Here is a 21,224-nt window from a genome sequence, read left to right on the forward strand (position 1 = left end):
AGCGATCGGTGAACTATGGTCACTTGCCGTGATAGCGTCGTCACGCAGAGCGCACGTGAAGCTCGCAGGTGAAAGCTCGCACGTGAAGCCGGAGTCCCGTGCGCCACAGGGGATTCACTCGGGATTCGCTCGGTGACGAGGGCAGGACGAGGGCCGATGACTACGCTACTGCGCCCGGCTGGGGCGGCAGCACCGACCGTCGCGGCGCCGCCGCTGGCCGGGGTGCCACTGACCCTGGCCGGGGACAGTGCGGCGGCCACCCTGGCCGGGCGCCAACTGGCGGCGCTGGGCTGCATCGTGACGGCGGCGCCGACGAGCGAGGCCGATGGGGCCGGCGCCGTGCCGTCTACGGTGACACCCCTGCCCCCCCGCGTACCGGTAGGCACGCAAGACCGCGTTCTGGGCGCCGCTTCACCGCCGGTCTGCCGGCCTGCACCACCCAGTCGCGGCCCGCCTTCCTGACCACCCTGCCCGCCGGGGCGGTTCAGGAGGCGAGGGCGGCTTCCCCTTCCCGTAGCCGGAGTTCGGCTCGGGCCGCACGCCGGCGGTCCGCCTCGGTCGGGTCCAGGAGCGGAACGGCGGCCAGCAGCCGCCGTGTGTAGGGGTGCTCCGGTGCCGCGTAGACCTCGTCCGCCGTGCCGAGTTCGACGATCCGGCCGTGCCGCATCACCGCGACCCGGTCGCTGACCTGGCGGACCACCGCGAGGTCGTGCGCGATGAAGACCAGGGTCAGCCCGAACTCGTGCTGCAGATCGGACAACAGGCGGATCACCTGGGCCTGGGTGGAGACGTCGAGGGCGGACACCGGTTCGTCGCAGACCAGCAGCTTCGGCCGTGGGGCGAGCGCCCGGGCGATGCCGACCCGCTGGCGCTGCCCGCCGGAGAGCTCGTGCGGATAGCGGTGGTACCAGTCCGGTCGCAGACCGACCCGTTCCAGCAGTTCGCCGACCTCGCGCCGGATCTGCGGGCCGGACGAACCGCCCTGCACCCGCAAGGGGTCGGCGATCGAGTCGCCGATGGTGCGTCGCGGGTTGAGCGAGGCCACCGGGTCCTGGAAGACCATCTGCAAGTCGCGGCGCACCGGCCGCAGTCGGCGCTCGGAGGCCTGCGCGAGGTCGGTCCCTTCGAACCGGATCCGGCCGGAGGTGGGTCGGGTCAGCCGGACCAGCAGCCGGCCGAGGGTGGTCTTGCCGCTGCCGCTCTCCCCGACGACGCCGAGGGTCTCGCCGCGACGGATGTCCAGGCTGACCCCGTCGACGGCGCGCAGCTTCTCGCGGCCGCCGAGCAGGGCCCGCCGGCCCGGAGCCGCGCGCTGCCGGGCGGGTACCGGGTAGTGGCGGTGCAGGTCGTGGACGCTCAGCAGGGTGTCCTCGGTGGGGCCGGTCGGCCGCTCGCGCGGACCGTCCAGGCGGGGCACGGCCGCGAGCAGCTCCCGGGTGTACAGCTCGCGCGGGGTGCCCAGGATCTCGGCGACCGGGCCGCGTTCCACGGCCCGGCCGTCCCGCATCACGAGCACCCGGTCGGTGTTGCCGGCGACCACACCGAGGTCGTGGGTGACCAGCAGCAGTGCCATGCCGTGCTCGGTGCGCAGGTCGTGCAGCAGGTCGAGGATCTGCGCCTGGACGGTGACGTCCAGCGCGGTGGTGGGCTCGTCCGCGATCAGCAGCTTGGGCGAGCAGACCAGGGCCATGGCGATCAGGGCCCGTTGGCGCATGCCGCCGGAGAACTCGTGCGGGTGGGCCCCGGCACGCCGGGCGGCGTCCGGGATGCCGACCCGGTCGAGCACCTCGACGGCGCGCCTGCGCGAGGCCGCCCGGGAGGAGCCGGTGTGGACCCGGTGGACCTCGGCGATCTGCTCGCCGATCGCCCAGTAGGGGTCGAGTGCGGAGAGCGGGTCCTGGAAGACCATGGCCGCCCGTGCGCCGCGCAGGGCGCGCAGTTCGGTCTGGTCGGCGGCCAGGACGTCCGTCCCGTCGACCCGGACGGTGCCGGTGACCTCGGCTCCGCTTCCCCGGTGCAGGCCCAGCAGGGTGAAGGCGACGGTGCTCTTCCCGGAGCCGGACTCCCCCACCAACCCCAGCGACTCGCCCGCCCCCAGACCGAAGGAGAGACCGTCGACGGCCGTGACCGGTCCGCTCCCGCCCTCGAAACGGACCGTCAGATCCGTTACCTCCACGAGCTTTTGACGATTCGTCATGCCAGGCTCACTCTCGGGTCGGCCAGCGCGTACAGCAGGTCCGCGACGGCGTTGGCGATCACGACGAAGAAACCCGCGAAGAGGGTGGCTCCGACCACCACGGGCAGGTCGATCTGGTTGACCGAGTTCACCAGCAGCCGGCCGAGGCCGTCGAAGCCGAAGACCGACTCGGTGAGCATCGCGCCGCCGAGGATCTGGCCCACGTCGATGGCGAGCATGGTCAGCACCGGTACCAGCGCCCCGCGCAGCGCATGGCCGAGGACGATCCGGCGCTCGGAGAGCCCGTAGGCCCGGTTGGTCCTGATGTGGTCCTCGGCGAGGGTCTCCAGCAGGCTGCTGCGGGTCATCCGCGCGTACGCCGCCGAGATGACCAGCGCGAGCGAGAACCAGGGCAGCACCAGGTTCGCCGCCCACTGCGCCGGGTCGTCGGTGAAGGCGGTGTAGGTGGGGAACGGCATCCACTGCAGCGAGGCGCAGAACAGCATGAGCATCAGCAGGCCGACCAGGAAGACCGGCGTGGCCATCCCCGCCAGGGTGAGCGTGGTGAGCGCTCGCTCCGCGAGGCGGCCGCGGCGCAGCGCGGACAGCAGTCCGGTGCCGACGCCAAGCAGCAGCCAGATGACCATCGCCCCGAGGGTGAGCGAGAAGTCGACCGGGATCCGCTGGATGATCATCTGCAGGACCGGCTGGTCGGTCTGGAAGGAGTAGCCGAGGCAGGGCGCGGCGCACTGGGTGACGTCGGTGCCGGAGTCGAAGCTGCGTCCGGCGACCAGGCCCCGCAGGAAGTCGCCGTACTGCTCCCAGACCGGGAGGTCGGTGCCGAGCTTGTGCCGGACCACCGCGAGGCGGGTGCCGTCGCAGCCCTTGCCGCAGACCAGGACGGCGGGGTCGTGCGGGGCGGCGTAGAAGACGAGGTAGACGACGGCCGACATCACCAGCAGCACCGCCGCGGTACTGACGGTCCGTCGGAGCAGGAAGCGGATCACGCCGGCACCTCCCGGGCGTCGGTCTTCTTGCGCCGCCGCTCGGTCCCGGCCCGCAACCGCGACTTGGCCCGCGGGTCGAGAGCCGTGCGCACGCCCTCGCCGAGGACGGTGAAGGCGAGCACGGTGACGAAGAGCAGCGCCGCCGGCAGCAGGACGTAGGCGGGGTCGGCCTGGAACCAGTTGGTGGCGCTGGACAGCATCTGCCCCCAGGAGGGGGTCGGCGGGCGCACTCCGACGCCGAGGAACGACAGTCCCGCCTCCTGGGCCACGTTCGCCGGGAGTTGCAGCACGCCGTAGGTGATCACGGGTGCGGCGAGGGCGGGCAGGATCTCGCGGCGGGCCACCCGCCTGCGGCGGGAGCCGGCGAGCCGGGCCGCGGAGACGTAGTCGAGGCCGCGCAGGGTGAGTACCTGGCCTCGGACGATCCGGGCGGTCTGCCCCCAGCCGAGGACGCCGATGACCAGCATCAGCAGCAGCGGGCGGGGGAAGCCGCTCGGCACCACGGCCATCAGCGCGACCGCGAAGACCAGCGACGGGAACGCGATCACCAGGTCCATCGAGCGGCTGATCGTGCTGTCCGCCAGCCGGTTGCCGAGCCCGGCGGTCAGGCCGATCAGCACGCCGAGCACGATCTGGACCACCGTCGCGCCGAGCGAGACGGACAGTGAGATCTGTGCGCCGTACACCAGGCGGGCGAGCACGTCACGGCCGGTGCCGGGCTCGACGCCCAGCCAGTGCACCGCGCTCGCGCCGCCGAACGGGCCGATCGGCACGCCGCCGGTGGCGGAGTCGATCAGGGCGTTGTGGTAGGTCGTCGGGTCCTGTCCCTCGAGCGCGGCGATCAGCGGGGCCGCGGCCGCCGTCAGGAGCAGCAGGACGACCACCGCCAGTGCGGCGGTCGCGGCACGGTCGGCGCGCAGCCGCCGCCATACCTGGTTGCGGCCGGGTGGCTGAGTGGCCGTCGGGGCCTTGCTCATGGTGCCGGGCCTCACTTCACCGAGATGCGGGAGAGGTCGTACAGGCCGTTCCACTGGCTGACGTAGGCGTTCTTCACGCCCGTGCCGTAGAGCCGCTTGTAGATCGGGTGGAACAGCGGCACGGTGTACGCCTGCTTGCCGAGTTCGGCGTCGAGCCTGCCCCAGGCCTGGGCGGCCTTGGCCGGGTCGGTGAGCTTGTTCGCCTCGTCGATCTCGGCGTTGACCTGAGGGTCGTTCAGCTGCGCGGAGTTGTAGTTGCCGCCGTCGGCCAGGATCTGCCGCCCGTCGAATATCGGCGCCAGGAAGGGGCCGCCGGACGGCCAGTCGGCGCCCCAACTGGCCACGAAGAGACCCGGTTCGGTGGCCGGCTTCTGGTACTTGGTCTGGTAGTCGTCGTCGGCGGTGCCCTCGAGCTTGACGGTGATCCCGGCCTTGCCGAGCGCCTGCTGGACGGCGGCCGCGACCTCCGGGCCGCTGCCGTCGCCGGTCACCGTCGAGTGACTGAGGGTGATGGTCAGGCCGTTCGAGTAACCGGCCTGGGCCAGCAGTTCCTTGGCCTTGGCCGGGTCGCCGCTCTGCCCGGCCGGGAAGTAGTCGTACGGCGTGTAGCCGAACGCGGGCTGGTCGGGCAGGAAGGTGGTGGCGGGCTTGGCGACGGCGGTGCCGCCGACCGCGTTGATCACCGACTCGCGGTCGATCGCGTACGAGACCGCCTGGCGCACCCGCGCATCGTCGAAGGGCTTCACCGTCGGGTTGAACGCCAGGTACTGGGTCTCGCCGAAGTAGCCGGTGACCACCCGCTTCTTGAGGGCGGCATCGCCGTTCAGCTTCGCCAGCACCGAGGCGTCGACGTTGGTGTCGGTGGTCACGGCGTGGGCGTCGTCGCCGGTGCCGGCGGCCAGCCGCTGGTTGATCACGGACTGGTCGAGGCCCGAGCTGACCACGATCTTGTCGGGGCAGGCGAGGCGCTGGTCGTCGACGGCACGCGACCAGTTGGGGTTGCGGTCCAACTGGATGCTCTTGCCGCCGTCGTTGCTGACGACCTTGTAGGGACCTGAGGAGACCGGATGCTTCTGGTAGGCGGTCCCGGTGTCCTTGTCCTTGGGTACCGGCGCGAACTGGGTGGCGGTCGCCAGGAACGGGAAGTCGCCCTCGGGCTTGCGCAGCTTGAACACGATCGTGGTGTCGTCGGGAGTCTCGATCGAGGCCAAGTCCCCGCCCTTGTAAGGGCCCTGGTACGCCTCGCCGCCGACCAGCCAGTCGCGCAGGTAGGGCGGGCCGCCCGGGAGCTCGGGCGCGAAGGAGCGCTCCAGGCCGTACTTGATGTCGGCGGACTTGATCGGGGTGCCGTCCTCGAACTTGATCCCCGGCTTGAGGTGGTAGGTCCACACCGTGGCGTCCTGGTTGGGCTCGCCGGTGTCGGTGGCGAGGTCCGGCACGACCTTGGCGCTGTCCGGGCCGTCGGTGGTGTGGTTGCGGGTGGTCAGCGTCCGGAAGACCAGGGTGGGCACCTTTCCGCCGCCGGAGGTGTAGAGCTCGGCCGGGTCGAAGTTCCCCTGCCCGCGGTGGTTGAGCACCGTCAGGGTGCCGCCCTGGCAGGCGTTGGGGTCGAACGCGGCCGACGCCGAGGAACTCGTACTCGCACCCGCGCCGCAGGCCGCGGTGAATCCGGCCAGCAGTGCGACGGCGGCAGCCGCTACGGCGGCCCTGCTCTTGGTCATGATTTACCTCTTCAAGGAATTGGATCGTAGACAAACCGAAGGCGGGAAAAGGCATGGCGGCAGAAGGCCGCAACGGACAGCGGAAAGCCGACGCAACGCAGGCCCGCAGGCCGCGTCGTCAGCGCCCCGACGTCACCGACATCGACAGGTGACGCCGAAAACAGTCAAGGAGACCCCGGCGCCGGTCACAGCACATCCGCCAGGAACTGCCGCAGGCGCGGGCTGCGCGGGGCGTCGAACAGCGCCTCCGGTGAGCCGGCTTCCACCACCACCCCGTGGTCCATGAAGGCCACCCGGTCCGCGGCCTCGCGGGCGAACCCCATCTCATGGGTGACCACCACCATGGTCATGCCCTCGCGCCCCAGCTCGGCCATCAGACCGAGCACGCCCTTCACCAGCTCGGGGTCGAGCGCGGAGGTGGCCTCGTCGAAGAGCATCACCTGAGGCTCCATCACCAGGGCCCGGGCGATGGCCACCCGCTGCTGCTGGCCACCGGAGAGCTGTCCGGGGCGGACCTGGGCCTTGTGCCGCAGGCCCACCAGGTCGAGTTGGCGCAGCGCGGCCTCCTCCGCCTCCTCCCCGGAGAGACCGCACAGCTTGCGCAGCGGAAGGGTGAGGTTGCGCAGGACGCTCAAGTGCGGGAACAGGTTGAACTGCTGGAACACCATGCCGACCTGTTGGCGCAGCAGATTCGGATCGCGCCGCAGCACGCTCTCGCCGTCCAGCAGCACGTCGCCCCGATCGGGCTCCAGCAGCCGGTTGACGGTCCGCAGCAGCGTGGACTTGCCGGAGCCGGAAGGGCCGATGACGCAGAGCGTGTGGCCGCGCGGCACGTCGAGGTCCACGCCGCGCAGGACCGGGTTGCCGCCGAGCGACAGGTGCAGGTCCCGGGTGGCCAGGCTCACCGGGGAGGAGAGCCCACCGACCCGGGCGGTGGGTCGCTGGTCGTCAGGCACGGGAGGCTCCCTCGTCAACAGTGTCGGGCGTCACGGCTTCCCGCAGGTCGGCGGGCTCCTCGACGACCCGCCGCCCGAGCCGCAGCCGCCGGTCGACGACATTGACCAGATGGGTCAGCGGCACCGTGAGCAGCAGGTAGAACAGCCCGGCCAGGACCAGCGCGGACTCGTTGCCGGTGTTGGCCGCCGAGTCCTGGCCGATCCGGAACAGGTCCCGCTGACCGGCCGTCAGTCCGAGGAAGTAGATCAGGCTGGAGTCCTTGATCAGCGCGATGAGCTGGTTGACCCAGGCCGGCAGCACCCGCCTGACGCCCAACGGGATGATCACCAGCCGCATCGCCGCGGGGTAGGAGAACCCGAGGGCGCGCGCCGCCTCCAGCTGGCCCGGCTCCACGCTCTGGATGCCGGAGCGGAAGATCTCGCCGAAGTAGGCGGCGGCGATCAGCGACAGCGCCAGGATGCCCAGCGGGTACGGGTCCGGCCCCCAGATGGCCAGCCCCTGCGGTGCCAGCCCGACCCCGATCAGCAGGATGGTGACCGCGGCCGGGAGGCCGCGGAACACATCGGTGTACAGCCGGGCCGGCCAGCGCAGCCAGCGCGCCCTGGCCGTCCCCGCGACCGCCAGCGGCAGGCCGAGCAGGGTGCCGGCGGCCGCGGCCGACACCGAGAGGATCAGCGTGTTGGGCACGCCGGTCGTGAGCAGGTCGGAGATCGCGGCACGCATCGATCCCCAGTTGAAGAAGGTCTCCACCAGCACGCCGAGCTGGTCCACGTCGGTCTCCTGTCGGTCGGTCGCGGGAACGGGCTAAGACCGGTCAGGAGGTCGGCGAGGCGGCGGCCCCGGTGACCGGCGCGAAGGCGACCGACCCGCTGCCGGGCTTGAAGTCGGCCGGCACCGGACGGCCCGGGTAGTACTGTTCCTGCAGCTTGGTCCAGGTGCCGTCGGCGATCACCTGGTCGAGGGCCTTGTTGAGCGCTTCGAGCAGCTTCGCGTGGTCGTGCGCCACCGCGAAGGCGGTCGGCGCCGGGCTGAGCCGCTTCTGCGCGAGCACCACCTTGCCGCCACTGTCCGCGGCGCTCTTCTCGCCGATCTCGGCGGGCGAGATCCAGGCCTCCACGGTGCCGGCCTTCAGCTGGTTGAGCGCGCTGTTGTAGTCGGGCACCCGGACCGGGTTCAGGTTGTTCTTGGTCGCGTAGTCGTCCTGGACGGTGCCCTGGACCACCACGACCCGCTTGCCCGAGAGCTGGTCGAAGGTGCTGACCGGCGAGCCGGCGGGGACGTCCAGGCCGAAGTAGCCGAAGTCGTAGCCGTTGCTGAAGTCCACCGTCTTCTTCCGGGCCTCGGTGATGGTGATGGACGAACTCCCCACGTCGAACTTGTGGTTGGCGACCTGGGAGAGCAGCGCGGAGAAGTCGGTCGAGGCGAACTGCACCTTGAGCCCGATCTTGGCGGCGACGGCGGTGAACAGGTCGTTGTCGAAGCCGGTGAACTTGCCGTCCTTGAGGTAGACGTTCGGCGGCGCGTCGGAGAGCGTGCCGACATGGATGGTGCCGGCCTCGACGAGCTGGTACGGGTTGCCGCCGGCCGAGTTCGCGGCCGAGCCGCTGCCGCAGGCCGTGACCGACAGCAGGGTGGCGAGGGCGGTGAGGGTGCCGAGGACGATGCGGGGGCGCACGGGAGCTCCTGAGGACAGGGTGACGCGTGGACGGGCGCGTGCCGGGACCGCCCGGGGTCGATCGACGACGGGTCGGCGGCAACGGCGAACAGCCGTCCACAGCAAAGTGATGGGAGAAGAACCGGCCGCGTGGGCGGCCAAAAGGCGGAAGCGGCGCAGACGGCGTCAGTGGACGCCCGCGAATGGGATCAGCGACCGGCGCGACAGCTCATCGCCGTCACGCGGCGCAGGTCGATGTGCCTGCGAGTCACCAGAAATCCAGCCATGCGGGCACTATGCGTGCTGACCAGCGACATAGTCAAATCCGTGTTCGACACTCGTGCTGCTGTACGGGTGAAGCGGACCCCCGGCCGACGGGCGCGGCGGCTTCCGGCCGAGCCCGGTGGGTGCCAGTGTTGGTGCTCCCGTCCCGACCGAGAGGATGAGATGACCATCAGTCAAGTACCGACCGTCGACCAGGTGATAGAGCGGATGCGGGAGATCGGGGCGGGTCTGCCGACATCGGACGGCGTCGCGGTCTTCAACCGGATGTACCTGATCGTCACCGAGCTGATCCGCGATCGGCTGACCCAGGCGTATTTCGAGGCCCCGGCCGCGATGGCGGTGTTGGACGGACTGTTCGCGGGGCGGTACCTCGCGGCGGTGGACGCCGCTGCGGCGGGTGGGAAGCCGATGGAGTGCTGGCGGCCACTGTTCGAACTGCGCGGGCATCCCGGTATCCACCCCCTGCAATTCGCCCTTGCGGGCATGAACACCCACATCGAGCACGATCTGCCGCTCGCCGTGCTCGACGCCGCGCGCACGCTCGGGCGGGATCCGGAGTCCTTCGACGAGGACTTCCACCGGGTCAACAAGCTGCTCGCCCAGGTGGAGGCCCAGGTCAGGCAGGAGCTGCTGCCCGATCCCGGGCAGGCCGCCGAGCCGCTGCTGCACGTGCTCGGCGTCTGGAGCATCGACCGCGCCCGCGATGCCGCCTGGGCCTCGGTGCTGGCGCTGCGCGGGCTGCGCGAGGTGCGGGTGGCGTACAACGCGCTGAGCGCGGCGCTGGACGGGTCGGTGGGCATGGTCAGCCGCGCCCTGCTCACGCCGGTGGACGACTGACGCACCGACGGGCACGACGGCGCCGGGCGCCGCCGACCCTTGCGCAACCCTTGCACTGAGCGGAAATCAGCTCCGCTTGAGGGCCGGTGTATTGACGCACCGCATTGGTCTCTACCAATGTGGGGATGCCGCGGCACGCCCCCACACCGTCCCCCACGTCAAGGAGGACCCGCCCATGAGGCGTGTCACCCTGCCCACCGTCATGGCCACCGCGCTGCTGGCCGGCGCCGCGCTGCCGCTCTCCCTCTCCAGCACCGCGATCGCCGCCACCGCGCAGGCCGATGCGGGTGTCTCCGGCCTGGTCGCCACCCTGACCGAACCGCAGAGCTGGTCGAGCGGCTTCGAGGCCGACTACACCATCACCAACCACACCAACAGCACCGTCAACTCCTGGACGCTGACCTTCGACCTGCCCGCCGGCGAGAGCGTCAGCAGCGCCTGGAACGGCACCCTGACCAGCAGCGGCACCCACTACACCATCACCTCCCCGAGCTGGGCCTCGCCGCTCGCGCCGGGAGCCGGCGCCGCCGTGGTCGGGATGGACGTCAGCAGCACCGGCACCCAGGTGCTGCCCGGCAACTGCCTGATCAACAACCAGCCGTGCACCGGGGTCCCGTCCGACACCACGCCGCCGACCGTCCCCAGCGGGCTGCGGGTCTCCGGCACCGGCCCGAACGCCGTCACCCTGGCCTGGGGCGCTTCGACCGACAACGTCGCCGTGGCCGGCTACCGCCTCTACGAGGGCAGCACCGTGGTCGCCGCCACCACCACCGGCACCTCGGCCACCGTCACCGGCCTGCTCGCGGGCAGCGGCCACACCTTCACCGTCACCGCCTACGACGCGGCCGGCAACGAGTCGGCGCACTCCGCCACCGTGACCGGGATGGCCGGCAGCGGCAGCTCGCCCGGGGCGGCCGCGCCCTTCGTCGACCTGGGCGCCTGGCCGACCCCCGACCTGCCGCAGATCATCGCCACCACCGGCCTCAAGCAGCTCTCGCTGGGCTTCATCGTCAACGGCACCACCAGCTGCACGGCCAGCTGGTTCAACGCCTTCGACCCCGGCACCGGCTGGGACAAGGCCGACTTCGACGCGGTGCAGGCGGCCGGCGGCGACGTCCGCCCGTCCTTCGGCGGCGCCAACGGCACCGAGCTGGCCCAGTCCTGCACCACCGTGCCGAGCCTGACCGCCCAGTACCAGAAGGTGGTCGACGCATACGGGCTGGACCGGATCGACTTCGACATCGAGGGCTCGGCGGTCTCCGACCATGCCTCGGTGGACCGCCGCTCGGCCGCGATCGCCGCCGTCCAGGCGGCCCAGCGGGCCAAGGGTCGCGATCTCAAGGTCACCCTGACCCTGCCGGTGCTGCCCAGCGGTCTGACCGCCGACGGCGTCTACATCCTGCAGTCGGCCAAGGCGGCCGGGGTCGCGGTGGACACGGTCAATGTGATGGCGATGGACTTCGGCGACGTCGAGGCGCCCAACCCGGCCGGCAAGATGGGTACTTACGCGATCCAGTCGGCGCAGTCCACCCGGTCCCAGATCGCCCAGGTCTGGCCGAACCTGACCACCGCTCAGACCTGGGCCATGGTCGGCGTCACCCCGATGCTGGGCCAGAACGACAACCAGAGCGAGGTCTTCGGCCTCGCCGACGCCCAGCAGCTGCTCACCTTCGCCCAGCAGAACCACCTGGGCGAGCTCTCCTTCTGGGAGGTCACCCGGGACGGCAACGCCTGCACCGGCAGCCTCTTCAAGTGCACCAACATCCAGCAGACGCCGTACCAGTTCTCCCGGATGTGGGCCGGCTACAACGGCTGAGCCCACACGTGAACGGGCCCCTCGCCGAAGCGAGGGGCCCGTTCACGCAGGAGCAGCGGCCGGATCAGGCCCAGCTGGAGTGCAGCGGCTTGCCCTCGGCGTAGCCGGCCGCGCTCTGGATGCCCACGACCGCCTTCTCGTGGAACTCCTCCAGGCTGTTGGCTCCCGCGTAGGTGCAGGAGCTGCGCACGCCGGCGATCACCGAGTCGATCAGGTCCTCGACACCCGGGCGGGCCGGGTCCAGGTACATCCGCGAGGTGGAGATGCCCTCCTCGAAGAGCGCCTTGCGGGCCCGGTCGTAGGCCGACTCCTCGGCGGTGCGGTTGCGCACCGCGCGGGCCGAGGCCATGCCGAAGCTCTCCTTGTACTGCCGGCCGTCGGGCGCGGTCTGCAGGTCGCCGGGCGACTCGTAGGTGCCCGCGAACCAGGAGCCGATCATCACGTTGGACGCGCCCGCGGCCAGCGCCATCGCGACGTCGCGCGGGTGGCGGACACCGCCGTCGGCCCAGACGTGCTTGCCCAGGCGGCGGGCCTCGGCGGCGCACTCCAGCACGGCGGAGAACTGCGGGCGACCGACGCCGGTCATCATCCGGGTGGTGCACATGGCGCCGGGGCCGACCCCGACCTTGAGGATGTCCGCGCCGGCCTCGACCAGGTCGCGCACACCGGCCGCGGAGACCACGTTGCCCGCCACGATCGGGATCTGCGGGTCCAGCCCGCGCACCGCGCGCAGCGCGCTGATCATCGACTCCTGGTGGCCGTGCGCGGTGTCCACCACCAGCACGTCGGCGCCGGCCTCGATCAGCGCCTTGGCCTTGCCCGCGACGTCGCCGTTGATGCCGACGGTGGCGGCGATCCGCAGCTTGCCGCTGGCGTCCACGGCGGGGGTGTAGAGGGTGGCGCGCAGCGCGCCCTTGCGGGTCAGGATGCCGACCAGCTGGCCGGCGGCGTCGACCACGGGGGCGACCTTGCGGTGGCCCTCGTTGAGCTTCTCGAAGGCGGCGCGCGGGTCGATCGACTCCTCGAGCAGCAGCAGGTCGCGCGACATCACCTCGGAAACGCTGGTGAAGCGGTCCACGCCCTGGCAGTCGGACTCGGCGACCACACCGACCGGCTTGCCGTCCTCGACCACGACCACCACGCCGTGCGCGCGCTTGTGCAGCAGCGACAGCGCGTCGGCGACGGTGGCGCCGGGGGCCAGCGTGACGGGGGTGTCGAAGATCAGGTGACGCTGCTTCACCCAGCCGATCACCTCGGCGATGACCTCGGTCGGGATGTCCTGCGGGATGGCCACCAGGCCGCCGCGGCGGGCCACCGTCTCGGCCATCCGGCGCCCGGCGATGGCGGTCATGTTGGCCACCACCAGCGGGATCGTGGTGCCGGTGCCGTCGTTGGAGGAGAGGTCGACACCCTGCCGGGAGCCCACGGCCGAACGGCTGGGGACCATGAAGACGTCGTCGTACGTGAGGTCGTACGGAACCGCGTTACGGTCGTCGTAGCTGCCGGTCTGGGGGTTCAAGAAGCGCATGAACTAAGGCTCTCTGGCTTTGGGAGGGTAGACCTCGGGTGCGGTAGGGCGGGTCCAGGCCGAGGGACCGCTTGAATGGGCCGCCCCGCACCCAACCGTCAATGCTCGCCGATACCCAGCCCGAAAGCCAGTTCACGGGCAAAAGCTGAAGATCCACACAAACACCGACCACTCGCAGCAGGCATCAGCTGTAGGAACCTACAGGAGTCGCCCGTGCGGGCTCCAGGCGCCGTCGATAGACTGAGCCGAACGAGCCACCGGCCATCCACCCCTGGAGAGCGGCCATGGCGGACCACTACGCGTCTTCCACCGCCGGCGAGGGTCCGCCCACGGCCGCGGACGACCGACTCGCGCTCAACGGCCTGGGCAGCTTCGACTGGGACCTCGACACCGGCACGTACCACCTCGACGAGGTGGGCCTGCAAGTGTTCGACCTCCACGCGGACGAGTTCGACGGCCGGGCCACCTCGCTCGCAGTCCGGGTGCCACCGCAGGAGAGCGAACAGCTGGACGCGGCCGTCTCCCGGGCCCTGCGCGACGGCGAGCTGACCTTCGCCGCGTACTTCCGCCTGATCTGCCGTGACGGCACCCAGCGCTGGGCCCATACCCAGGGACGCATCCTGCGCGACGCGCAGGCGCACCCGTACCGGATCGTCGGGATCGTCCGCAACGCCGAGGAGGAGCTGGCCCACGCCGCCGGGATGCGCGCCCTCGCCGCGGACCGGCGCCGCCAGACCGACTCGGTGCGGATCACCACCGACGCGCTGGCCCGCGCCATGACCGTCCGGAACGTGACCGACGTCCTGACCGACAGCGAAGGGCTGCGGCGGTTCGGCGCGGACGGACTCGCCCTCGGCCTGACCGACGGTGGCATGCTGCGCCTGGTCGCCGTGACCCAGGAGCCCTCGCCGGCCCTCAAGGCCCTGGACGACCTGTCACTGACCAGCCTGGACGACCAGCTCCCGCTGGCCGAAGCCGTGCAGACCCAGCGCCCGCGGTTCATCAGCAGCGAGGAGGAACTGACCGAGCGGTACCCCCGGCTGCTGCCCTACGCCGAACACATGGGGATCCGGGCCGCGGCCTTCCTGCCGCTGGCCGCCCAGGCCCGCCCGATCGGCGCGCTCGGCCTGTACTACCGGGACCGCCGCCGGTTCAGCACCGAGGACCGCAACATCTGCATCGCCCTCGCCAGCGCCGTCGCCCAGTCCCTGCAGCGGGCCATGCTCTTCGACCAGGAGCGCGAGTTCGCCACCACCCTGCAGACCACCATGCTGCCCCGCCGACTCCCGGAGATCAGCGGCGGCTCGGTCACCGTCCGGTACCGGGCCGGGCGCAGCGGGCGCGAGATCGGCGGCGACTGGTACGACGTTATCGCCCTGCCGCGCCGGCGGGTGGCGCTGGTCGTCGGCGACGTCGAAGGCCACGACAGTCACGCCGCCGCCATCATGGGCCAGCTGCGGATCGCCCTGCGCGCCTACTCGGCCGAGGGCCACACCCCCGCCACGGTGATGGCCCGCGCCTCCCGCTTCCTCGCCGAGCTGGACACCGACCGGTCCGCCACCTGCATCTACGCCGAGGCGGACCTGGAGACCGGCACCCTGCGACTGGTCCGGGCCGGCCACCTCGAGCCGCTGCTGCGGCACGGCCGCCGGAGGGTCAGCTGGCCCTCGGTGCGCGGCGGTCTGCCGCTCGGGGTCGCCACCGTGTTCGGCCAGGACGAGTACCCGGAGACCCGGCTCGACCTGAACCCCGGCGACACCCTGCTGCTCTGCACCGACGGGCTGGTGGAACACCGTGGTCAGGACATCTCCGACGGCCTCGACGCGCTCACCGAGGCCGTCCGCTCAGGACCGACCGACACCGAGGAACTGGCCGACCACCTCTGCACCGGCCTGCTCGGCACCGGCGCCGAGGACGACATGGCCTTCCTGCTGCTGCGCCGAGCCGCCGTGCCCGGCATCCACCCCTCGCGCCGCATGATCCAGCACATCCACCAGGCCGACCCGGAGGGCCTGGTGGAGACCCGCATGATGCTCCGGCAGGCACTCGCCGCCTGGGGAGCCGCCGGCCAGAGCGGGGACATCGAGCTGGTGACGGACGAACTGCTGACCAACGCGCTGGTGCACACCGACGGCGGCGCGATCCTCACCGTCGAACTCCTCACCGCGCCCGCACGGCGGATCCACCTGGACGTCCAGGACCGGTCCAGCGCCTGGCCACGCCGCCGCAAGCCCGGCGAGACCGCCACCTCGGGGCGCGGGCTGCTGCTGGTCGACGCGCTGGCAGCGGACTGGGGCGTGGAGCCGCGCGGGACCGGGAAGGGCATCTGGTGCGAGTTCCGGCTCTGAGCGGGCATGCCGCTGAGCAGGCATGCGGCTGAGCGGGCAGCCGCTGAGGGCCGCGCTCACTCCAGGTGGCCCTCCGCGGTGACGCTGCCGATCCGCCGGCCGCTCACCCGGTCCGGCCGGACCCGGATCCACAGCCGGCGCTCCTCCCCGCCCACCCAGGGCTCGGCCCCGGAGCGCCGCTCGAGCACCTGGACCGTCTCCGGATCGCCGACCTGCTCCCCCGTGCCGACCAGCAGCACGCTCCAGCCGTGGCGCAGCTGGTCGTCCACCTGGTCCGCCTCGAAGGACAGGTGCGTGCCCGACTCGACGGCGGCCGTCCCGGCCGGGCTGGTGCGGTAGACCACCGTCTCGCCGTCGACCAAGTAGTTGACCGGCAGCACGGCGGGCCCGGGCTCCACCGCCAGCGCGATCCGGCCCACCCCGTGAGTGCCGAGCTTCGCCCAGCACTCCGGCTCGGTGAGGTTGACCAGGGCCGGCCGGGCCACCGCCGCGTCCTGGCCCGGCGGGGCGTCGTGGCGGCCCTCCATCAGCTCCTGGTAGGTCAGGCCCAGCGCCGCCGCCACCCGCAGCACGCCGACCTCGTCGAAGCCCGGTCCGACCTCGGTGAGGTACCGCAGGTAGGTCGGCGCCATCCCGGCCCGGGCCGCCACCTCCTCCTCGGAGAGGCCGAGTTGCTGGCACCGCTCGGAGATCCGCTGCCGTACCCGGGCCAGGTCCGGCGCGGCCTTCTGATGCTTCGTCACCCTCCCGATCCTCGGCCAGGTCGGCAGCGCGCGCCACCGGTGGAGCACCGGGCGAGCGCCGGGAGGGCACCGGACGGAACCCGAGCCGGACCGGCTGCGTCAGAACGAGGTCAGGAAACCGGGGAAGGGCGGGGTCATGCGGATCAAGCGGAGTTGGCAGGCGGCAGGGGCGGCAGCAGTGGCCGCGGCAGTGCTGGCGGGCTGCGGCCACACGGCGGCGGCGCCGGCGCCGTCGGTGTCGGTGTCCGTCCAGCAGGTCTCGGCGGCGCCGCTGGCCTCCAGCACCGAGGAGCAGTCCGCCACCGCGGCCGCCACCGACGCCTTCGGGCTGGACCTCTACCACGCGCTCACCGCCCAGGCAGGCGGTCAGAACCTGGTGGTCTCACCCTCCGGCCTGAGCACCCTGCTGGCCATGCTGCTCCCCGGCGCCAAGGGCGGCACCGCCCAGGAAATGGCAGCCGCGCTGCACACCCAGCTGGCGCCCGAGCAGTACGCGGTGAGCACCGGCGCACTCGACCGGGCCGCCCGCGGGCAGGACCCGCGACTGACCGTGCAGCAGTCCGACACCGTCTGGGTCCAGCAGGGCTACCCCGTCCGGCAGGAGTACCTGCGGGTGCTGGCCGAGGCCTTCAACGCGGGCGTGCGCAGCACGGACTTCGCCAAGGACCCGGAGGGCGCCCGCAAGGCCGTCAACGCCCTGGTGGAGCAGCAGACCAACGGGCAGATCAAGGACCTCTTCGCGCCCGGCAGCATGGACCCCTCGACGCTGCTGGCGCTCACCGACGCCCTGTATCTCAAGGCGGACTGGCGGACCCCGTTCAAGCACGAGTCCACCTCCCCGCAGCCCTTCCACCAGCTGGACGGCAGCGCCACCCAGGTCCCCACGATGGAACAGCACGCCGGGCTGCGCTACGCCGAGGGCAGCGGCGGCATCACCGGCCAGCCCTGGCAGGCCGTGGAACTCCCGTACGCGGGCGGCAACCTGGCGATGGACCTGCTGGTCCCGGCGCAGGGCGGCTTCGACGCCTTCCGCAAGTCTCTGGACGCCCCGCAACTCGACCGCATCCTGAAGGAGCTGATGGAACATCAGGTCGACCTGGCCCTCCCCAAGTTCAACTTCGAAACCGGCAACGACCTCAGCGCCACCCTGCAGAGCCTCGGCATGAAGTCCGCCTTCGGTCCCACCGCCGACTTCTCCGGCATCGCGGGCCCCAACGCCCCCGGACGGGTGCAGATCAGCAAGGTGGTGCAGAAGGCCAAGATCATCGTGGACGAGCAGGGCACCACCGCGGCCGCCGGCAGCGGCGCGGTGGTGGGGACCTCGGCCCAGGTGGCCGGGTCCTCCGAGGTGCAGCTGCACATCGACCGCCCGTTCCTCTTCCTGATCCGCGACACCCAGAGCGGCCAGCCCCTGTTCCTGGGCCAGGTGACGGATCCTCACGGGTAGTGGCGGTGGTCAGTGGCGGTGGTCAGTCTCCGGAGAGCACGCGGTACCAGGCGATGACGGGCTCGCCCACGTAGGGTGCGCCCAGTGGTAGGAACTGGCGGGTGCTCTCGCCGGTGAGCTGCTCGTACAGCTCCGTGTCGACCGTCAGCAGGGTGTCGCCCCCGGATTCCCCGAGCTGCTGCCGCCCCTCACGATGGTCGCGCAACTGGTCGGCGTGGCGCACGGCCGGGCCGAGGAATTCGGAGTCGGTGAAGTCCGTGACGCCTCGCGCCACTCCTACCAGCAGCCGGGCCTGGGAATCGGCCAGTGCGCTACGGACGGCGCTGGTCAGCGATCCGACCCAGCTGTCGAGCACGGCCGAGAAGCTCACCACCGGTTCGAACACCAGCAGCAGATCGGGATCCTGATCGCTCAGGCTGACCTGGTTGAGCGGGATCCCCGCGTCCCACAGCGCTGCCGCCACCGCCTGGTAGAGAGCCGTCCGGAACCGGGCCGGCGACTCTGGCGGCCTTCCGTACCCGACGACGGCCACCGAGGCGACCAGTCGGGGCAGATCGAGCCCATGGCCGGGCCGGCCGAGCTGCGGAAGGTTTCCGGGAAGGAGAGCCAGCCCCTCAGCTCGCGCCGCCTGGCGCTCGTCGTGTCGTACGGCCGCCAGGTACCAGCGCTCGTCGGTGAGGTACTCCGGGTCACCCGCGTGGAACCGGCTGGCCCACTCCTTCGCCACGCGGGTCAGCGACAGGCGCCCGTCGCCCGGCACCAGGCAGTGCAGGCCCGGGTCGTTGCGTCGAAAGCCCCGGAAGAGCAGAGCGAGTGGACTGTCGTTCTCCTGGTAGCCCTTTGCAAGGGCGAGCTTCGGCCTGATCGGGCCGTCACCCCTGATCGTCCGGACCACCTCCTGCCAGTCCTCGCTGCCGAAGTCGAAGCCGTTCTTCGCAGCGAAGACCGCGACGTGGTCGCAGTGGATTTCCCCGACCAGCCGGCCGAGCTGGGCCGGGTTGTCGACCGGGTACTCGCGAAGCGCGGGAGCCAGTCCGTCGGGGTCGCTCCAGTCGAACACCCGCTTGTCACGGAGCAGGATCTTCCGGCCATGACTGAGGAAGTCGATGCCGTAGTCGACCTCGTCCAAGTAGCGCTGGACACCGAGCCAGCCCCAGATGCGGCGCTCGACAACCACCAGGCGTGCCGAGCCGCAGACCGGACAGGCGTCCATGCCGGGGACATTGGTCATGCCGCACTCCTGGCACTGGGCGACCGGCGGCAAGACCCGATCGATGTTCTGCACCGCGCTGATCTCGCGGCCGGCTCGCTGCACGGTTCGCTGGCCGGACCAGACGCACGGGCGCCGCGGGTACAGCAACTTCTTGTTGAGGTAGAGGCGAAGTTGCTTGTTGACCAGCGGATGGCTGTAGACGTCACCGAGCATCCTGCCCACCTCGCCCAGTCGGCGCGTGGACGACGTCGGCTTCGGGTCAGCGTGCAGGCCGCTGATGGTCAGCTTGGTGCCGTGGTCGCCGGCGTCCCACTTCGGTGTCCGGTGCACCTGCTGGGTCACCGATCCCGTGTGCAGCAGTGCCTCCACTGTGAGGACGGCGGTGTTCCACCACTCCTCGCCGGCCGTGGAGGTCATGATCTCCACCCTGCTCCCCAGACCGAACACCGCTTGGTAGAAGCCGAGGTTGAAGAGGGTGCCGAACGGGCTGCCGTCCCGCTGCAGTCCCAGCAGCAACCGCTGGGAGAGCGTGGCCGGGTCCATTCCACAGCCGTTGTCCGTCAGACTGATCTTCGCCTCGGCGGGGTCGTCCCGAGGCACGGGCACGACGATCTCGATGGTGAGCGGGTCCTCCTCCGTCTTGCGCTCGCCGGTGGTCGCTCGAAGCAGGTCGATCAGCTCCGCGAGGCACTGCCACGGCGGGTGCGCGGCCTGCGCCATGGCACGGAGCACCGCCGAGCCGGGTATCACGACGAGGCCGTCGCCCAGCCCCCCGTTCTCGCCGGCCCGGGGCCACTCGTCCGCCAGCTCCTCGACATTGCCCGATGCCTCGGCATTGCCCGCCGAATCGGCGCTGGTCGCCGGGTTGTCCGCGGCGGACAACACCGCACCGGGGACAATCCGATGCTCGGCCTCGAACGGCAGCTCCACCGAAGCGCCGAGCCGCGCGCGGGCGGCCTGCAGCTGCGTGGTGATCTCCGCAGCCACCTGCGCCGCCCGGTCGAGCGCGGCATCGTAGTCCCGCGTCGCCGGATCGTCCTCGACCCGCTGTGCCGGGACCGGAGCGGTCGGCGGAAGCGGTGCCGAGCCCTCCTCGATCGCCGGGCCGAGCGCCGCTCGTAGTCCGTCGATCTCCCGACGCAGGGCGCCGACCCGGCGAGTCGCCTCGGCGATCAGCTGCAGGGCCTCGCTCCGCTCGGCCTCGGCCCGGCGCAACTCCTCCTGGGTGCGGGTGAGTTGCCGCTCGGCGCGGTCCAGGCGGAGCTGCCCGCCGTCCAGCGCCTGCGGCCCGGAGGCCGGCGGTGGCAGCTCCCGCGCGCCGGTGAGTTGGTCGACCCGTTCCCGCAGGCTGCCGAGCATCACGCTCAGCACCAGCGTCAACTGGTTCGCCTGCATCAGCGCCTTGGTGCTCTGCGCCTGCGCCTCGACGGCGTCCACCAGCTCCGCCTGGGTCCGGATCAGTCGACGCTGGGTGTCGAGCAGCTCGCCCTGCAGCTCGATCGTGCGCCGCTGCCCATCGAGGGGAGCGGCCTGCGCAGCCCGCACCACCGGTCGCTGCGGCGGGCGTTCGCAGGCCTGCCACAGCTCACGGGCCCTGGCCAGGTCGCGCTCCCGGCGCGGACGCAGCTCGTGGCCCTCCGTGCAGGCCCGGACCACCTGTTCAACGAACCGCCAGTCCAGCCCGGTACCGGCCAGGCGGCGGCTGACAGCCGTCTTCCCGAACCCCGTCGGCCCTTCCAGCTGTGCCACCGTCAGCCCGGCCCGGTCCTTCAGCGCCCGCAGGAACCGAACCAACTCCACCTGCTCCCGCGCCAGGTCGGCAGCCGGCCGGCCCCACGGTCGTCCCGCCCGATTCCCCACCATGCCCGCCCCACCCCTCGCCGTCCGCGGACAACCCCGCCTTGTCCGCCGCCCACCAGCGCGAACACCGCCGCGACTTGGGGAACAATCACAGCAGAGCGCATGGTCCTCCCGCTGCCACTTCGCCACTTCGAGTGAGCAGCCGAGCCACGACGGGCACACCACGGAGGAGCACTGTGTTCACCAACGGCCACACCACGGCCACCCTGCTGAAGGAGGCCGCCGGCATCATCAGGCTGGCGCTGCGCAGTTGGGGTCACACCCTGCGGCTCTGCCTGCTGCTGACCATGGGCGCTCTGATCACCGCTGTCGTCCTCCTGCTCCGCTAGTGCCGCGTCAGGCGTCGATCGGACGCAGCACCGCGTAGTACGCGAACGGCGGACCGTACAGCCGGGCGACCCGCAGCCCGGCTCCCTCCGCCAGGCCGATCAGCGAGGACGGCCGGATCTGATGCCGGTCGAAGAACTCGCCGACCACCAGCCGCCCGAACGGCTTCAGCGCCCGGCGCAGCTCGGCCAGCGTAGATGGCGTCCCGCTGTGTGGTGTAGCCGATCACGGGTGAGGTGTGCGCGGGCTCGCTCCCGGGGCGCACACCCGCAGGGGCCTCACACTCCCTGAGCATGGGTCAGCCACCGTGCAACTCTCCGATGTGAAC

Annotated in this window: 16 protein-coding genes; 5 read left to right on the plus strand and 11 right to left on the minus strand. The window is 71.5% G+C overall.

Annotation, left to right across the window (positions count from 1 at the left end):
* Positions 1–484: 484 nt before the first annotated feature.
* From BR98_RS05495 to BR98_RS05525, 7 genes are all read right to left on the minus strand, one after another.
* Positions 485–2,197 carry an ABC transporter ATP-binding protein gene (locus BR98_RS05495; RefSeq protein ID WP_035840686.1) on the minus strand — a complete coding sequence of 571 codons (1,713 nt, stop codon included), beginning with the start codon at positions 2,195–2,197 and terminating at the stop codon, positions 485–487.
* Positions 2,194–3,183 carry an ABC transporter permease gene (locus BR98_RS05500; RefSeq protein WP_035840688.1) on the minus strand — a complete coding sequence of 330 codons (990 nt, stop codon included), beginning with the start codon at positions 3,181–3,183 and terminating at the stop codon, positions 2,194–2,196. The genes BR98_RS05495 and BR98_RS05500 overlap by 4 nt, the downstream gene beginning before the upstream one ends.
* Positions 3,180–4,160, minus strand: a complete 981-nt coding sequence (locus BR98_RS05505; RefSeq protein WP_035840689.1) for an ABC transporter permease — start codon at positions 4,158–4,160, stop codon at positions 3,180–3,182. The genes BR98_RS05500 and BR98_RS05505 overlap by 4 nt, the downstream gene beginning before the upstream one ends.
* A gap of 11 nt (positions 4,161–4,171) precedes the next feature.
* Positions 4,172–5,881, minus strand: a complete 1,710-nt coding sequence (locus tag BR98_RS05510; protein ID WP_035840692.1) for an ABC transporter substrate-binding protein — start codon at positions 5,879–5,881, stop codon at positions 4,172–4,174.
* A 185-nt stretch (positions 5,882–6,066) separates the two neighbouring features.
* Positions 6,067–6,837: an amino acid ABC transporter ATP-binding protein gene (locus tag BR98_RS05515; protein ID WP_051969335.1), complete on the minus strand. Its 771-nt coding sequence runs from the start codon at positions 6,835–6,837 to the stop codon at positions 6,067–6,069.
* Positions 6,830–7,609, minus strand: a complete 780-nt coding sequence (locus BR98_RS05520; protein WP_063774706.1) for an amino acid ABC transporter permease — start codon at positions 7,607–7,609, stop codon at positions 6,830–6,832. Before BR98_RS05520 ends, BR98_RS05515 begins: the two co-directional genes overlap by 8 nt.
* Positions 7,610–7,652: 43 nt before the next feature.
* Positions 7,653–8,513: an ABC transporter substrate-binding protein gene (locus BR98_RS05525; protein WP_035840695.1), complete on the minus strand. Its 861-nt coding sequence runs from the start codon at positions 8,511–8,513 to the stop codon at positions 7,653–7,655.
* A 426-nt stretch (positions 8,514–8,939) separates the two neighbouring features.
* Between BR98_RS05525 and BR98_RS05530 the strand changes: the two genes are divergently transcribed.
* Entirely contained in the window at positions 8,940–9,614 is a 675-nt protein-coding gene (locus BR98_RS05530; protein ID WP_035840697.1) for a DUF5995 family protein, read from the plus strand.
* A 175-nt stretch (positions 9,615–9,789) separates the two neighbouring features.
* Positions 9,790–11,430 (plus strand): cellulose binding domain-containing protein, encoded by a 1,641-nt coding sequence (locus tag BR98_RS05535; RefSeq protein ID WP_035840699.1) that lies wholly within the window; start codon positions 9,790–9,792, stop codon positions 11,428–11,430.
* A 64-nt stretch (positions 11,431–11,494) separates the two neighbouring features.
* On the opposite strand, the gene BR98_RS05540 is transcribed toward BR98_RS05535, so the two are convergent.
* Entirely contained in the window at positions 11,495–12,958 is a 1,464-nt protein-coding gene (locus BR98_RS05540) for a GuaB1 family IMP dehydrogenase-related protein (protein WP_035840701.1), read from the minus strand.
* 284 nt (positions 12,959–13,242) lie between these two features.
* Between BR98_RS05540 and BR98_RS05545 the strand changes: the two genes are divergently transcribed.
* On the plus strand, positions 13,243–15,306 hold the full coding sequence (locus BR98_RS05545) for a SpoIIE family protein phosphatase (protein WP_051969336.1): 2,064 nt from the start codon (positions 13,243–13,245) through the stop codon (positions 15,304–15,306).
* A gap of 56 nt (positions 15,307–15,362) precedes the next feature.
* Here BR98_RS05545 and BR98_RS05550 read toward each other — a convergent pair whose 3' ends face one another.
* Positions 15,363–16,049: a helix-turn-helix domain-containing protein gene (locus BR98_RS05550; protein ID WP_051969337.1), complete on the minus strand. Its 687-nt coding sequence runs from the start codon at positions 16,047–16,049 to the stop codon at positions 15,363–15,365.
* A 136-nt stretch (positions 16,050–16,185) separates the two neighbouring features.
* Here BR98_RS05550 and BR98_RS05560 point away from each other — a divergent pair, with 136 nt between their 5' ends.
* Positions 16,186–17,496, plus strand: a complete 1,311-nt coding sequence (locus BR98_RS05560; RefSeq protein ID WP_157537415.1) for a serpin family protein — start codon at positions 16,186–16,188, stop codon at positions 17,494–17,496.
* A 22-nt stretch (positions 17,497–17,518) separates the two neighbouring features.
* Here the strand turns inward: BR98_RS05560 and BR98_RS36035 are convergent, their stop codons facing one another.
* Complete coding sequence (locus BR98_RS36035) at positions 17,519–20,572, minus strand: XRE family transcriptional regulator (protein ID WP_157537417.1); 3,054 nt, start codon at positions 20,570–20,572, stop codon at positions 17,519–17,521.
* 173 nt (positions 20,573–20,745) lie between these two features.
* On the opposite strand from BR98_RS36035, the gene BR98_RS39000 reads away from it, so the two are divergent.
* A complete protein-coding gene (locus BR98_RS39000) occupies positions 20,746–20,898 on the plus strand; it encodes a hypothetical protein (protein WP_157537419.1) in 153 nt (50 codons plus the stop codon).
* A gap of 7 nt (positions 20,899–20,905) precedes the next feature.
* On the opposite strand, the gene BR98_RS39005 is transcribed toward BR98_RS39000, so the two are convergent.
* Entirely contained in the window at positions 20,906–21,046 is a 141-nt protein-coding gene (locus BR98_RS39005; RefSeq protein WP_198042131.1) for a hypothetical protein, read from the minus strand.
* Between the last annotated feature and the right edge of the window lie 178 nt (positions 21,047–21,224).

This window comes from Kitasatospora azatica KCTC 9699 (assembly GCF_000744785.1).
Lineage (GTDB): Bacteria > Actinomycetota > Actinomycetes > Streptomycetales > Streptomycetaceae > Kitasatospora > Kitasatospora azatica.